This window comes from Amycolatopsis sp. NPDC026612 (genome assembly GCF_040638285.1).
Classification (GTDB): domain Bacteria; phylum Actinomycetota; class Actinomycetes; order Mycobacteriales; family Pseudonocardiaceae; genus Amycolatopsis.
On record NZ_JBEZYB010000021.1, the window covers coordinates 21,409 to 36,132 of the forward strand.

Consider the following 14,724-nt stretch of genomic DNA (forward strand, 5'->3'; position numbering starts at 1 on the left):
GCACCGTCACCGAGGCAATGGAGAGCCATGAGCCCCAGCCACGTTCCCGCTCCCACCCGCGGGCCGGGCCGCGCCACCCGGGCGGCGGCCTCGGCCGCGGACACCGCCGACCGGCGGCTGCACGCGGCCGCCGGCCTGCGCCACCAGTTCAACAAGGTCTTCCCCACCCACTGGTCGTTCCTGCTCGGCGAAGTGGCGCTCTACAGCTTCCTCGTCCTGCTCCTCAGCGGCGTGTACCTGACGCTGTTCTTCGACCCCTCGATGCAGGAGGTCACCTACCAAGGCGCCTACGCCGACCTGCAGGGCGTCCCGATGTCGAGGGCGTTCGCCACCACCCTCGACCTGTCGTTCGAGGTCCGCGGCGGGCTGTTCGTGCGGCAGCTGCACCACTGGGCGGCGCTGATCTTCGTCGCCGCCATGATGGTGCACATGCTCCGGATCTTCTTCACCGGAGCGTTCCGCCGTCCCCGCGAAGCGAACTGGGTGATCGGGGCGCTCCTGCTGGTCCTGGGCATGTTCGAGGGGTTCTTCGGCTATTCGCTGCCCGACGACCTGCTGTCCGGTACCGGCATCCGCGCCACCCTTTCCGGGATCGTGCTGTCCCTGCCGGTGATCGGGACGTGGCTGCACTGGGCGCTGTTCGGCGGCGAATTCCCCGGCGACGTGATCATCCCCCGGCTCTACACCATCCACATCCTGTTGATCCCGGGCATCATGCTCGCGCTCGTCGGTGTGCACCTCGCCCTGGTCTGGTACCAGAAGCACACCCAGTTCCCCGGTGTCCGGCGGAAGGAGACCAACGTCGTCGGCGTCCGGATCCTGCCAGTGTTCGCGCTCAAGGGCGGCGCGTTCTTCGCGCTCGTCACCGGCTTGCTGGCGCTGATGTCCGGGCTGTTCCAGATCAACCCGGTGTGGAAGTTCGGCCCCTACGACCCGTCGAAGGTCTCCGCCGGCTCCCAGCCCGACTGGTACATGGGCTTCGCCGACGGCCTCCTGCGCGTCTACCCGCCCTGGGAGCTGTTCCCCGGCAACCACACCATCCCGCAGCCGTTCTTCGCCGGCGTCCTCGGCATGACCGTGCTCTTCGCCGCCCTGTTCACCTACCCCTGGATCGAACGGCGCCTCTCCGGCGACACCGCCCACCACAACCTCCTCCAACGCCCCCGCGACGTCCCGGTCCGCACGAGCATCGGCATGATGGCGCTCGCCTTCTACGGCGTCCTGACGCTGTCGTCGTTCAACGACATCATCGCGCTGGAGTTCGACATCTCGCTCAACGCCACCACCTGGGCCGGGCGCATCGGGCTGGTGCTCGTCCCGCCCGTCGCGTACGTGCTCACCTACCGCATCTGCCTGGCCCTGCAGCGGTCGGACCGCGAAGTGCTGGACCACGGCATCGAAACCGGGATCATCACCCGCAGCCCGGACGGTACCTACCTCGAGATCCACCAGCCGCTCGACGGCAAGGCCCTGGCGTACCAAGGAGCATCTGTGCCGAAGAAGCCCAACAAGCTCGGCGCCGCCGGGCACGCGGTCCCGGGCAGCCTGCTGCGCCCCGACCCACCGGAGGAGACCGCGGCGCTGGAAGCGGCGGCCCGCCGCGGACAGGTGCGCCACGGCCTCGGCGGCGAACCGCAAGACGGGCAGGCCCGCTCGTGACCGGCGCGGCGATGCCGTCCCGCTGGCAGATCGACATCCTGGTCTACGAAGAGGAGTACTCCTACCCGGTGCTGCTCCTGCAGCCGGCTCGCCAGGACGACCACCGGCGGCTCCTCCGGCTCCTGGCGAGGGCAGGACTGGCCGCACCGACGACGTGGGAGTGGGAACACGGCTTCTGGCCGCTGGCGGCGGGCTGCGAGGTCGAACTGGCGGCGGGTCCGTCCGCGGTGACGGTCCACGCCGGCGAGCACAGCCTGACGGTCGGCTTCCGGTTCGCCGAGCCACCCCAGCCCTGGCTCACGGCCGCGCGCCGGCAGCGGCAGGTGCTGTTCGTGCTGCTGCCACCCCGCCCCCACGCCGCCGAAGACGCCTTGATCATCGACGACGTGAGCAGACTGGTCCTTCCCACCGAGCGCGACGGCTGTTTGACGGGCACCATCCCCCTCGCGGGCCCCTGACGCCCTTCAACCACCACGGCCGATCCGCGACCCCACGGGCCCCGCACCGACCCGCCCCACCGCGACTTGCGGCTCCGGCCGGGAAACCCGCCCCACCGCGCCCGGTCCGCGACCACCCGAGGCCCACCGGCCCGCACCCACACCGCCCAACCCTGCGATCGGCCCAGCCCTACTGAGGTCCGTTGGTCAGCGAAAGGTTGAACGTGTAGCGGGACGCGCGGTAGACGTGCCAGCCGTACTCGACCACCCGTCCCTCGTCGTCGTAGGTCGTGCGCTGCATCGTCAGCAACGCCGCTCCCGGCTCCTCCTGGAGCAGCTCCGCGTCCTCTTCGGTGGCGAGCCGGGCGCCGATGTTCTGTTCGGCGGCGTGCAACCGCACCCCGGCCGAGCGCAGGAGCTGGTACAGGCCCCGCTCGCGCAGTTCCTCGTCGGCCGGGTCGATGACGCCGTCGGGCAGGTAGTTGTTCATCAGCGCGAGCGGCTCGCCGTCGGTCGAGCGGAGCCGCTTCAGCCGCCGCACGTGCGTCAGGCCGGGCGCTTCCAGCAGCTCGGCCACCTCGGCGCCGGCGTCTTCGACGCGGTTGACCAGCACCGCCGACTCCGGCCTGCCACCCAGTCCGGCGAGGTCGTCGAACAGGCTGCTCAGCCGCAGCGGCCGGGCCACCTTGGTGCGGACGACCTGCGTGCCGACCCCCCGCCGCCGCACGAGCAGGCCCTGGTTGACCAGCGTCTGGATCGCCTGGCGGATCGTCGGCCGCGACAGGCGCAGCCTCGCGGCGAGGTCGACCTCGTTGCCCAGCCGCGCTCCCGCCGGCAGCCTGCCGTCTTCGATCGCGGCGTGCAGCTGCCGGGACACCTGGAAGTACAGCGGCTCGGGACTGCCCGGGTCCAGGACGATCTCGCGGCCCGCGTCCCAGGCCGGGAAGTTGACGTCCGTCTTGCTCATCCCCGGAGCCTACCGCCACCCCGGCCACTGTAGGGATGACGTGTTGTCCATATGTCTTGACAAAGTCCCGTGGCACTGGAATCGTCGATCCCGGCAACGACTCAGGGAGGGCACCGATGACCACGCGGTTCGACTTGCTGCGGCGCATCGTCGCCCGGCGCGTGCACGAGCCGGAAGCGATCGCCGAGGCGGCCGCGAACCGCGTGCGGGCCGAGTCACCGTTCAACGACAAGGGCCGCACGATGATCATCGCCGCGGACCACCCCGCCCGCGGCGCGAACGCCGTGGGCGGCAACCCTTCGGCGATGGCCGACCGGGGTGAGCTGCTCGAGCGGCTGTGCCTGGCGCTGGAACGGCCGGGCGTCACCGGCGTGCTGGCGACCGCGGACGTCATCGACGACCTGCTGCTGCTCGGCGTGCTGGACGGCAAGACGGTGATCGGGTCGATGAACCGCACCGGGCTGGCCGGCTCGAGCTTCGAGATCGACGATCGCTTCGCCTGCTACGACGCCGAAGCGATCGAGCGGATGCGGTTCGACGGCGGCAAGACGCTCACCCGGATCTGCCTGGACGACCCGGCCACGCCGAGCGTCCTGGAGAACACCGCGAAGGCGGTCAACGAGCTGGCCGATCGCCAGCTGATCGCGATGGTCGAGCCGTTCCTGTCGACGTGGGCGGGCGGACGCGTCAAGAACGACCTCTCCCCCGACGCCGTGATCAAGTCGATCACGATCGCCGCCGGCCTCGGCCGTTCGTCGGCCTACACCTGGCTCAAGCTCCCCGTGGTGGACGACATGCAGCGCGTGCTCGCGTCTTCCACCCTGCCCGCCGTCCTGCTGGGCGGCGAGGTCAAGGACGCGGACGCGGCGTTCGCGGCGTGGCAGCGCGCGCTGGCCCTGCCGACCGTGCAGGGCCTGGTGGTGGGGCGCTCGCTGCTCTACCCGCACGACGGCGACGTCGCCAAGGCCGTGGACACCGCGGTGGGGCTGCTGTGAACCGGCACCGCCGCCAAGCAGACCCAGCGCCACTACCCGGAGGAGCACCGTGAACACCATCGAACACTGGATCAACGGCACCGCCACACCGGCGGGCTCGACCCGTACGGCGCCGGTCTACGATCCGGCCACCGGGCGGCCGCAGGCCGAGGTCCTGCTGGCGGAACCGTCGGACGTCGACACCGCGATCGCGGCCGCGAGCAAGGCTTTCGAGTCGTGGGGCAACTCCTCGCTGTCCCAGCGCACGAAGGTGATGTTCGCCTTCCGTGAGCTGCTCGTGCGGCACGAAACCGACCTGGCGAAGATCATCTCCGCCGAGCACGGCAAGGTGATCGAGGACGCCCGCGGCGAGATCGTCCGCGGCCGGGAGGTCGTCGAGTACGCGTGCGGCATCGCCGACGCGCTCAAGGGCAGCTTCTCCGACCAGGTCTCCCGGGACATCGACGTGCACGACTTCCGGCAGCCGCTCGGCGTGGTCGCCGGAATCACGCCGTTCAACTTCCCGATCATGGTGCCGTTGTGGATGCACCCGATCGCGATCGCCACCGGGAACACGTTCGTCCTCAAGCCCAGCGAACGCGACCCGTCGGTCTCGAACTTCGTCGCCCGGCTGTACGCCGAGGCCGGGCTGCCCGAGGGCGTCTTCAACGTCGTGCACGGCGACAAGGCGGCAGTCGACGCGATCCTCGACCACCCGGACATCGCGGCGGTGTCGTTCGTCGGCTCGACCCCGATCGCCAAGTACGTGCACGAACGCGGCACCGCGGCCGGCAAGCGCGTCCAGGCCCTCGGCGGCGCGAAGAACCACGCGGTCGTTCTGCCCGACGCCGACTTGGAGTACGCCGCCGACCACCTCACCGCCGCCGCGTTCGGCTCGGCCGGCCAGCGGTGCATGGCGATCTCGGTCGGCGTCGCGGTCGGGGCGGCCGGCGACAAGCTGGTGGAAATCCTCGAGCGCAAGGCCCGCGAAGTCCGGGTGGGCCCCGGCACGGACCCGGACAGCGACATGGGGCCGGTCGTCACCGAGGCCGCCCGCGAGCGCGTGGTGCACTCCGTCGCCCGAGGCGCGGAGCAGGGCGCGACGGTCGTCGTCGACGGCCGCGGCCTGCGGGTCGAAGGCCACGAGGAGGGCTTCTTCGTCGGGCCGTCCCTGCTGGACAACGTGACGCCGGAGATGGACGCCTACCGCGAAGAGATCTTCGGCCCGGTGCTGGTGATCGTCCGCGTCGGGACGGTCGACGAGGCGATCGAGGTCATCAACGCAAACCCGTACGGCAACGGCACCGCGATCTTCACCGCCGGCGGGGAGGCGGCCCGCAAGTTCCAGCGCGCGGTGAAGGTCGGCATGATCGGCGTCAACGTGCCGATCCCGGTCCCGATGTCGTACTACTCCTTCGGCGGCTGGAAGGATTCCCTCATCGGCGACAGCCCGATCCACGGTCCCGCCGGCGTCCGCTTCTACACCCGGGCCAAGGTCGTCACCACCCGCTGGCCGCACCGGAGCGCCGCCACGGCGGCATTCAACTTCCCGACGTCCAGCTGAAGCCAACAACCGGAACACTGTCCTCCGTTTTCCGGTACCGTGGCGGCAACCGCCGAAGGAGGCTGCTGTGGGATACCGAGGCCCGTTTCCGAAGAACGCCGTCAACCGCTTCAACACCTGCGTCGGCACGCTCCGGACGTCCCCGCGCTGGGGACAGCTGGTCCGCCGCCACCTCACCCAGGTCACCTACACGGGCCGCCGGTCGGGCCACACCATCAGCACCCCGGTCGGCTACCGACGAGCGGGCGACGTCGTCACCATCCGCGTGATGATGCCCGACGCGAAGTCGTGGTGGCGCAACTTCACCGGCGACGGCGCTCCGCTCACCCTGGCACTCGACGACACCGGCCGCACCGGCCACGCGGTGGCCCGACGCGACGAGAAGGGCCGGGTCACCGTGACCGTCCGCTTGGACGGCGAAGCCTAGCGGGCCATCCCGTGCCAAATCAGCTCGGCGAGGCTCGCCGCTTCGCTGCGCCAGTCGCCGTTCGGGTCGAGCAGCAGCAACCCCGCCAGGCCGCGCAGCACCACCAGCGGGGAAAGGTCCGGCCGCACGGTTCCGACCGCGACGTTCGCCTCCAGCATCTCCGCCACCGCGCCGACCATCGCCTCGTAGGCGTTCGCCGGCAGTTCGCCCCGGGACGCCGTCGCGCGGCGCAGGGCGTCGGCCAGCCCCTTCTTCGTCATCATGTAGTGCGCGAGGTGGTCGGTCACCCACACCCGGAACGCTTCGTCCGGGGCGTACTTCTCCAGCAGCACCGGCACGATGTCCACGATCTGCCGGACCTCGCGCCGGTAGACCGCCAGGATCAGCGTCTCCGGGGTCGGGAAGTGCCGGTAGACCGTGCCGACGCCGACCTCCGCCTGCTTCGCGATCGCGTTGAACGACACCTCGCCCGTCTCGGCCAGCGACGCCGCGGCAGCCACGAGAATCCGTTCGTGGTTGCGCCGGGTGTCCGCGCGCCGGGGGCTGACCGATCCCGTCGTCATCGTCCCTCCGGGGGTCTCGTCGTCCCGCTGAATCTAGCCGAGAGCTGGAGCAACTCCAGTCCGCGCACTTCGTTGCGAAGCGGATTGTAATCCGCTAGCCTCGCGGTCGAGTGAAGCGGATGACTATCCGCTCCCCCCTGACACCGCCCCACCACACCGTCGGGCTGCCCGCCCGGCTCCGCGGAAAGAGACCAGTGGAAATCTCACTCCAAGTCAACGGCACAACCGAACACCTGGACGTCGATCCCGGCGTGACACTCCTGGACGCCCTGCGCGAGCGCCTCGCCGTCACCGGCCCGAAGAAGGGCTGCGACCGCGGGCAGTGCGGCGCCTGCACCGTGCACGTAGACGGCCGGCCCGTGCTGTCGTGCCTCACCCTGGCCGCCACCGTGAAGCAGCCGGTGACGACCGTCGAAGGACTGTCCACTGAGGACGGTTTGCACCCGGTGCAGCAGGCCTTCGTCGACCAGGACGCCCTGCAGTGCGGGTTCTGCACCGCCGGGCAGATCATGTCGGCGGTCGCCGCCGTCGAGCAGGACGTCGAAGACGTGCGGGAGTTCATGTCCGGCAACCTCTGCCGGTGCGCGGCCTACCCGAACATCGTCAAGGCGGTCCAGCAGGCGAGGCGGGCCGATGCGTCCCTTTGAGCTGACCGCCCCCACCACCGTCGAAGCCGCGGTGTCCACGCCCGGCACGTACCTCGCCGGCGGGACGACCCTGGTCGACCTCATGAAGCTCGACGTCCTGACGCCGGAACACGTCCTGGACATCAACGCGGTGCCGTTGCGCGGCATCGACACCGCCGACGGGCTGCGCTTCGGCGCACTGGAGCGGATGAGCGCCATCGCCGCGCACCCGGACGTCTACCCGGCGATCTCGCGCGCCCTGCTGCTGAGTGCCTCCCAGCAGCTGCGGAACATGGCGAGCATCGGCGGGAACCTGCTGCAGCGCACGCGCTGCACGTACTTCCGCGACGTCGCCATGCCGTGCAACAAGCGCGTCCCCGGCAGCGGCTGCTCCGCGCTCACCGGCGCGAACCGGATGCACGCGATCCTCGGCACGAGCGAGTCGTGCGTGGCCACGCACGCCAGTGACGTCGCCGTCGCCCTGCTCGCGCTCGACGCGCGCCTGCGGCTGGCCGACGCGACCGGCACCCGCGAGGTCGCGCTCGGCGACTTCTACCAGCTGCCCGGCGACACCCCCGCCGTGGAGAACGACCTGCGCCCGGGCGAACTGATCACCGAGGTGCTCGTGCCCCGGCTGGACTGGGCCGCGAACTCCACCTACGTCAAGGTGCGCGACCGGCAGTCCTACGAGTTCGCACTGTGCTCCGCCGCCGTCGCCCTGGACGTGCGGGACGGGGTCGTCGCCGACGCCCGGGTCGCGGCCGGTGGCGTCGGGACGGTGCCGTGGCGGCTGACCGCGGTCGAAGCGGCCCTGCGGGGCGCCCCGGCGACCCAGGCTTCCTTCGAAGAAGCTGCCGCCGTGGCGGTCGACGGCGCGCAACCGTTGTCGGAGAACGGGTTCAAGGTGCCGCTGCTGCAGCGGACCATCATCCGAGCGCTGCTCGAACTGACCGAGGGGAGCTCCCGATGATCACCCGGCTGGACGCGCCGCTGAAGGTCACCGGCGAGGCCAAGTACGGCGCCGACCACACCTTCACCGGCATGGCCTACGGCTACGTCGTGCTCAGCACGATCGCGCACGGCGAGATCGAGGCCATGGACGTCACCGCAGCGACGAGCGCACCCGGCGTGCTCGCGGTGTACACGCCGTTCGACCCGCTGACGCTGAACACGCCGAGCATGCCGGTGTTCGGCGACACGTGGGTTCCGTTGCAGGACAAGGAAGTCACCTACTACGGCCAGCCGATCGGGTTCGTGGTCGCGGAGACGTTCGAGCAGGCCAGGGACGCCGCGTCGCTCGTCGCGGTCACCTACCGCGAGCGGCCCGCCCGGACCTCGCTCGCCGAGCACCTCGACTCGGCCGAACCCGCGCCCCCGGCCATGGACGGCGCTCCCCCGGAAATCGAAGTGCTCGAAGACGGCGTCGAGTCCTTCGAAGCCGCCTTGGCCGCGAGCCCGGTGGTCGTCGAGGCGACCTACACGACCGCGACGCAGAACCACGCCGCGATGGAGCCGCACTCGGCCGTCGCGGTGTGGGACGACGGCGAGCTGACGATCTACAGCGGGAACCAGGCGTCGAACATGCAGGCGACGGAAGTGGCCATGGCCCTCGGCTTGGCGCCGGAGGCCGTCCACGCGATCAACCCGTTCGTCGGCGGCGCGTTCGGCGGCAAGGGCCGGACGTCCACGCCGGCGTTCCTGGCCGCGGCGGCGGCCCGGGCCCTCGGCCGTCCGGTGAAAGCCGCGCTCGCCCGCGAACAGGTCTTCACCGCCACCGCCGGCCGGGCCGCGACGGTCCAGAAGCTCGCGATCGGCGCCGAACCGGACGGCACCCTGGTGGCCCTGCGCCACGACTCGTGGTGCCACACCGACACCGCCCGGTCGTTCGTCGAACCGACGTCGCACGGCACCTCGCGCGAGTGGTACGCCACCAAGAACCTGTCCATCTCCCAGAAGATCGTGCCGCTGAACGTCCCGCCGACGACGTTCATGCGGGCGCCCGGCGAGGCCCCCGGCTCGTTCGCGCTGGAGAGCGCGATCGACGAGCTCGCCGTGAAGCTGGGCATGGACCCGATCGAGCTGCGCGTCCGCAACAACTCGACCGCCCCGCCCGGCCACGACCTGCAGTGGTCGAGCAAGCACCTCGACGAGTGCTTCCGCATCGGCGCCGACCGCTTCGGCTGGGCGCACCGCCCGGCGGGCACGCGCACCGACGGCGACTGGCTCGTCGGCATGGGCGTGGCCACCGCGGTGTTCCCCGCCCTGCGGTTCCCGGCCACGGTCGGCATCACGCTGCGGACGGACGGCACCGCCGTCGTCGCGACCAGCGGCGCGGACCCCGGCACCGGCCTGCTGACCGTGCTCTCCCTGGTGGGCGCCGAGTCGCTGGACATCCCGGCGGACCGGATCGTGCCGCGGCTCGGCGATTCCGCCCTGCCTCCCGGCGGCATGTCCGGCGGTTCCACGGCCACGGCGAGCGCGGGCACGGCGATCATGCTCGCCGCCACCAAGGCGATCGACGAACTCACCGCGCTCGCCGCCGATCCCGGCGCGCCGTTCGAGGGCCGCCAGGTCACCTACGCCGACGGCCACGTCGTCGCCGACGGGGAGTCCATGCCGTTCGGCGAGCTGCTGCGCGCCGTGGGCCGCGAATCACTCGAGGTGACCGGCACGTCGGCACCCGGTGAAGAGCTGACCAAGCACTCGTTCGCTTCGTGGGGCGCCCAGTTCTGCGAGGTCCGGGTGCACAAGTGGACGCGCGAGGCGCGGGTGTCGCGGATGCTCGGCGTGTTCGACGCGGGCCGGATCATCAACGACAAGGCGGCTCGCAGCCAGCTGATGGGCGGCATGATCTGGGGTGTGTCGGCCGCGCTGCACGAGGGCCTGGAGATCGAGGCGAACGGCCGGCTCGCCAACGGCGACTTCGCGAGCTACCTGCTCCCGGTCAACGCCGACATCCCGGAGGTCGAAGTCCAGTTCGTCGAGTACCCCGACACCCTGCACAACGCGGTCGGCGCGCGGGGCCTCGGCGAGATCGGCACGGTCGGCATGGCGGCGGCGGTCGCCAACGCCGTGTACAACGCCACCGGCATCCGGGTCCGGCACATCCCGATCACCATCGAGGACCTCCTCGAAGGCTGAAGCCGCGGGCGGGGCGTCCCCAGCGCCCCGCCCGCTCCGCCGGGAATCCACGGTTCCTTCGTCCGCTTGGCCGATCGAGGCCCGGCGCCGTTATCCTTCCGCGACAACGACAGACGGTCCGCCCGTGACGGCGGCCCGTCCACGGTCCTAGGCTGACGGGCGCTCCCCCGATCTTCCACGAAGGGCCCCCTCGCATGACCGACCCCGTCGTCCCCACCACGTCCGGCGCGGTCCGCGGTCAGGTCACCCCCGCCGGCGTGGTGCTCTTCCGCGGTATCCCCTACGCCGCCGCGCCCGACGGCGAGCTGCGGTTCGCCGAACCCGTCCCGGCCCAGCCGTGGGAGGGCGTCCGCGACACGTGGAGACCCGGGCCGACCGCGCCGCAACGCCGTCACGACGTGCCCGGGCTCGACCTGACCCCGCTCGCCGGCACCGGCTGGCGGCCGGGGCCGGAGTACCTGACGGTGGACGTCTGGACCCCGCAGCCGGGCGCCGCTTCGCTGCCGGTGCTGGTGTTCGTGCACGGCGGCGCGTTCCTCGGCGGCGCCGGGTCCGCCGCCGTCCACGACGGCACCGCGTTCGCCCGCTCCGGCGCGGTCATGGTGACCGTGCAGTACCGGCTGGGCGTCGACGGGTTCCTCCCCCTGGACGGCGGCGCGACCAACCTGGGTCTGCGCGACCAGCTCGCCGCCCTGCACTGGGTCCAGGACAACATCGCCGCGTTCGGCGGCGACCCCGCGAACGTCACCCTCTTCGGCTCGGCTTCCGGCGCGGTCAGCGTCGCGTGCCTGCTCGGATCGCCGCTGTCGACCGGGCTCTTCCACCGCGCCATCGTCCAAAGCGGACACCCGGACATGGTGCGCGACAGCGTCCAGGCGCGGCGGCTGGCCAGGGTGGTCGCCGACGAGCTGAAGGCGGAACCGACCGCGGAGGCGTTCCGGAAGGTGTCGACCGAGCAGCTGCTCGACGCGCAGGACGCCGTCCTGCGGCCGGGCGGCGCGCCCGATCTGCGGGACGCCCTGGGCTACGACCGCGGGTACGGGCTGAGCCCGTTCCTCCCGATGTTCGGCGACGACGTCCTGCCGCAGCACCCCGGCAAGGCGATCCGGGCGGGCGCGGGCCGTGACGTCGACCTGATCGCCGGCAGCTGCAGCGAAGAGATGCGGCTCTACCTGGTGCCCACCGGCGCGCTCGAAGCGGTCACCGACGACCAGGCCGTGGCGTCGCTGGCGGTGTCGCACCCCGACCCGGCCGGCGTGCTCCACGCCTACGGTCTCGGCTCCGGCCGGACGGCGGGCGAGGTCCTCGTCGAAGCCCTGACCGACCTGGTCTTCCGCGACGGGGTGCGCGCCCTCGCCGAGCACCACACCGGCCGGACGTTCCGGTACGAGTTCGAGTGGGGTTCGCCGTTGCTCGAAGGCCGGCTGGGCGCGTGCCACGGACTCGAGCTGCCCTTCGTGTTCAACGCGCTCGACGTGGTCTCCGGGCCGCGCGGCCTGCTCGGCGAGAACCCACCGCGGGAGCTGGCCGCCGAGCTGAACGGCGCCTGGCACCGCTTCGCGACCACGGGTTCGCCCGGCTGGCCGGAGTACACGGGCGAGGACACCATGTTCCACGCGTACTGACCTCTCCGGTGACGGAGGCCGGCTGAGCAGGCCCCGATCCACCCCCACCGCTCGATCATCAGGTCACGAACCGGTCGAGGGCTTTGCTCCAGCGGGCTGGCTCCCGGCCGGAACGGTTGACTATCCGCCTGCCGCGCTGCCACGCTCAGGCCGCCCGGACGGCCGGATGAATGGGGACCCCCGATGCCCGAGGCGGGCTCCGCCGCACCGCCGCGCACGTTCGTCCGCACGCTCCTGCGCAGCGGCACCCCCGCGGAGCCGGCCGAGCTTGTTCCCGACAGCGGCGACCTCGCCACCATCGGGGACGCGACGCTCGCCCGCGCCTCGCGCTACTGGGTCCTGGTGCCCCTGGCCTACCGGATCGCCGCGTTCGTCAAGGTGTTCATCGGATTCACCGCGGCCAACGGCACACTCGGGCTCGGGCCGGTGCTGGGCGCCACCGTGTTCGCCGTCGCCACCAACACGGCCGCGGCGATCCGGGTGCTGCGTTCGGGCGGACTGCGGGCCCGCGTCACCGGCCGCGCCCTCGGCCTGGACCTGGCCGTCGGCGTCGGGCTCAACTTCGTGGTGGCCGTGACGGCTCCGGCCGTGGTGCAGCCGTTCGCCGTCGACGTCTCCTGGACGTGGCTGGTCGGCACGATCGCCATGTGGGCGGGCACGTGCGGGCTGCCCGCCGCGCTGTGGCTGTTCGCGGCGGCCGCCCCGCTCCGGGTGGCGCTGACCCTGGCCGGCGGGCTGCCGCTGAGCAACCAGCTCGCGCTGACGCGGTCGATCGGCTGCATGGTGGCGCTGGCGGTGGCGATCGTGCTGGCCGTGGCGATCCTCGTCCTGCTCGGCGTCGGCACGCGGTTCGCGGTGGACATCGGCCTGCGGCGGGGGCGCGAGGCCGAGCGCCACCGGACCCGGCGCATCATGCACGACAGCGTGCTGCAGACGCTCGAAGCGCTGGCCATTTCGGCACCGGGGGACGACGCCCAAGCGGTCACGCGGCTGTCGGAGCTGCGTTCGGTCGCCAAGGCGGAAGCGGCTGAGCTGCGCCGCCGGATCACCGAGCCGGTGCCAACCGGGCTGACGCGGAGTTTCGCGGTCGAACTCGCCGACGTCGCCACCGAGCTGGCCCGCGACGGCCTGCGCACCCAGCTCGTCGCCGCGGACTTCGCCGACGACCACAAGGTCTCGCAGGACCGGCGCACCGCATTGTGCGAAGCGGTCCGGGAGGCGTTGCGCAACACCGTCAAGCACTCGGGCACGAAGCAGGTCGTGCTGCGCGTGGAGGAACGCGACGGCGGGATCGCGGTGGTGGCCAGGGACCAGGGGCAGGGCTTCGACATCCGCGACCGGCCCCCGGGATTCGGCATCAGCCAGTCCATCGTGGCCCGGCTCGCCGAAGTCGGCGGGCACGGCACGGTCGATTCGCACCCGGGCCGCGGCACCCGCGTCACGATGTGGGTGCCCGGCTGAGCCACCCACCGCGCGACGAGACTCCCCCGGCAGGCGCGGGTGCCCCTTGGCTGGATCTCGAGGGTTCTTGGCATTCCAGCCACTACTCCGCCCGTGCGAAGATCGATAACTTTGCCGCGTGTCCAAAATTCTCCTTTCGGTCCACGTCCTGGCGGCGATCCTCGCCGTGGGCCCGGTCGCGGTCGCGGCCAGCATGTTTCCCGCCGCGGTCCGCCGGGGCGATGTCAAGGCGGCGACCCTGCTGCACCGCATCTGCCGCGTGTACGCCTACGCGGCCATCGCGGTCCCGGTGTTCGGCTTCGGCGTCGCGGGCACGATGCACGTCATGGGCGACCCGTGGCTGCTCGTGTCGATCGGCCTGACGGCGGTCGCCGCCGCGGTGCTCGCGGTGCTGATCCTGCCGCGCCAGAAGCGGCTGCTGGCCGAGGCGCCCGCTTCGGACCTCCTCGGCCGGCTGGCCATGCTGACCGGGGTGTTCAACCTGCTGTGGGCGGCGGTGACGGTCCTGATGATCGTCCGGCCCGGGTCCTCGACCGGTGCCTAGACTCCGACCGCGAGGGGCACGCGGACCGCGACGAAGTCCGGGCGCTGCCGCAGGGCGAACCCCAGGGAGAGGTAGAGGCCGATCGCCGAGGTGTTCTCCGCCGCCGCGTGCAGCATCGGCGTCTCGCCGCGCTCGCGGATGCCCGCGGCCACCGCGAGCACCAGCCGCGTCGCGAGGCCCTGCCCGCGGTACGCCGGGTCCGTGCAGACCGCGCTGATCTCCGTGTACCCCGGCGGGTGCAGCCGCTCGCCTGCCATCGCCACCAGCGCTCCACCGCGCCGGATGCCGAGGTAGGTGCCGAGCTCGACGGTCCGCTTGCGGAACGGCCCCGGCCGCGTCCGCTCGACGAGGTCCAGCATCTCCGGCACGTCCGCGGGGCCGAGCCGCACGGCTTCCGGTTCGGGCGCGGCCGCGATGCCCGCGTCGACCAGCTGCACGGCGGGGATCACGTCGAGCACCTCCCACCCGGACGGCGGCCGGGCGGTGGCCGCGGCGAGCACGACCGTCGCCCCCGGCCCGGCGAGCTCGGCGACGTCCAGCCAGTCCTGTTCACCGGGGTCGTCGGGCAGGGCCAGGAACGGCGCGACGTCCTCCGGGTAGCGCAGGACGCGCCCTCGCCGTTCCGCGAAGCGGGCGTGCGGGCCGGTCAGCGACGACCGAGTCGGGTTGTCGAGCGGAGAAGCCATGGCTCCAGCATGCGGACCCGGGGTGCGACCCCGCCGCCGCTCCCACATCC

Annotated in this window: 14 protein-coding genes; 11 read left to right on the forward strand and 3 right to left on the reverse strand. The window is 72.0% G+C overall.

What is annotated here, in order from left to right:
* The first annotated feature begins 27 nt into the window (after positions 1-27).
* Together AB0F15_RS20775 and AB0F15_RS20780 are read left to right on the forward strand one after the other, a co-directional pair.
* Positions 28-1,659 (forward strand): cytochrome bc complex cytochrome b subunit, encoded by a 1,632-nt coding sequence (locus tag AB0F15_RS20775; protein WP_360272463.1) that lies wholly within the window; start codon positions 28-30, stop codon positions 1,657-1,659.
* Positions 1,656-2,117, forward strand: coding sequence for a hypothetical protein (locus tag AB0F15_RS20780; RefSeq protein ID WP_360272466.1), 462 nt, complete (start codon positions 1,656-1,658; stop codon positions 2,115-2,117). The genes AB0F15_RS20775 and AB0F15_RS20780 overlap by 4 nt, the downstream gene beginning before the upstream one ends.
* Positions 2,118-2,286: 169 nt before the next feature.
* Here AB0F15_RS20780 and AB0F15_RS20785 read toward each other — a convergent pair whose 3' ends face one another.
* Entirely contained in the window at positions 2,287-3,063 is a 777-nt protein-coding gene (locus AB0F15_RS20785; RefSeq protein ID WP_360272468.1) for a GntR family transcriptional regulator, read from the reverse strand.
* A 116-nt stretch (positions 3,064-3,179) separates the two neighbouring features.
* On the opposite strand from AB0F15_RS20785, the gene AB0F15_RS20790 reads away from it, so the two are divergent.
* The 3 genes from AB0F15_RS20790 (at position 3,180) to AB0F15_RS20800 (ending at position 6,028) form a co-directional block, all read left to right on the forward strand.
* Positions 3,180-4,058: an aldolase gene (locus AB0F15_RS20790; RefSeq protein ID WP_360272470.1), complete on the forward strand. Its 879-nt coding sequence runs from the start codon at positions 3,180-3,182 to the stop codon at positions 4,056-4,058.
* A 49-nt stretch (positions 4,059-4,107) separates the two neighbouring features.
* Positions 4,108-5,601 (forward strand): CoA-acylating methylmalonate-semialdehyde dehydrogenase, encoded by a 1,494-nt coding sequence (locus AB0F15_RS20795; RefSeq protein WP_360272473.1) that lies wholly within the window; start codon positions 4,108-4,110, stop codon positions 5,599-5,601.
* 67 nt (positions 5,602-5,668) lie between these two features.
* A complete protein-coding gene (locus AB0F15_RS20800) occupies positions 5,669-6,028 on the forward strand; it encodes a hypothetical protein (RefSeq protein WP_360272475.1) in 360 nt (119 codons plus the stop codon).
* Here the strand turns inward: AB0F15_RS20800 and AB0F15_RS20805 are convergent.
* The gene (locus AB0F15_RS20805) at positions 6,025-6,591 is read right to left on the reverse strand and encodes a TetR/AcrR family transcriptional regulator (RefSeq protein WP_360272478.1); all 567 of its coding nucleotides are present in this window, start codon (positions 6,589-6,591) and stop codon (positions 6,025-6,027) included. The genes AB0F15_RS20800 and AB0F15_RS20805 overlap by 4 nt on opposite strands.
* Before the next feature lie 194 nt (positions 6,592-6,785).
* Here AB0F15_RS20805 and AB0F15_RS20810 point away from each other — a divergent pair, with 194 nt between their 5' ends.
* The 6 genes from AB0F15_RS20810 to AB0F15_RS20835 all read left to right on the forward strand — a co-directional run bounded on the left by AB0F15_RS20810 (position 6,786) and on the right by AB0F15_RS20835 (position 13,988).
* Positions 6,786-7,238 carry a (2Fe-2S)-binding protein gene (locus AB0F15_RS20810; RefSeq protein ID WP_360272481.1) on the forward strand — a complete coding sequence of 151 codons (453 nt, stop codon included), beginning with the start codon at positions 6,786-6,788 and terminating at the stop codon, positions 7,236-7,238.
* Entirely contained in the window at positions 7,225-8,187 is a 963-nt protein-coding gene (locus AB0F15_RS20815) for a xanthine dehydrogenase family protein subunit M (RefSeq protein WP_360272483.1), read from the forward strand. Before AB0F15_RS20810 ends, AB0F15_RS20815 begins: the two co-directional genes overlap by 14 nt.
* On the forward strand, positions 8,184-10,358 hold the full coding sequence (locus AB0F15_RS20820) for a xanthine dehydrogenase family protein molybdopterin-binding subunit (protein WP_360272486.1): 2,175 nt from the start codon (positions 8,184-8,186) through the stop codon (positions 10,356-10,358). Before AB0F15_RS20815 ends, AB0F15_RS20820 begins: the two co-directional genes overlap by 4 nt.
* A 194-nt stretch (positions 10,359-10,552) precedes the next feature.
* Entirely contained in the window at positions 10,553-11,983 is a 1,431-nt protein-coding gene (locus AB0F15_RS20825) for a carboxylesterase family protein (protein WP_360272489.1), read from the forward strand.
* 183 nt (positions 11,984-12,166) lie between these two features.
* Entirely contained in the window at positions 12,167-13,444 is a 1,278-nt protein-coding gene (locus tag AB0F15_RS20830; RefSeq protein WP_360272492.1) for an ATP-binding protein, read from the forward strand.
* 118 nt (positions 13,445-13,562) lie between these two features.
* The gene (locus AB0F15_RS20835; protein ID WP_360272495.1) at positions 13,563-13,988 is read left to right on the forward strand and encodes a hypothetical protein; all 426 of its coding nucleotides are present in this window, start codon (positions 13,563-13,565) and stop codon (positions 13,986-13,988) included.
* On the opposite strand, the gene AB0F15_RS20840 is transcribed toward AB0F15_RS20835, so the two are convergent.
* Positions 13,985-14,674 (reverse strand): GNAT family N-acetyltransferase, encoded by a 690-nt coding sequence (locus tag AB0F15_RS20840; protein WP_360272497.1) that lies wholly within the window; start codon positions 14,672-14,674, stop codon positions 13,985-13,987. The genes AB0F15_RS20835 and AB0F15_RS20840 overlap by 4 nt on opposite strands.
* Positions 14,675-14,724 lie beyond the last annotated feature (50 nt).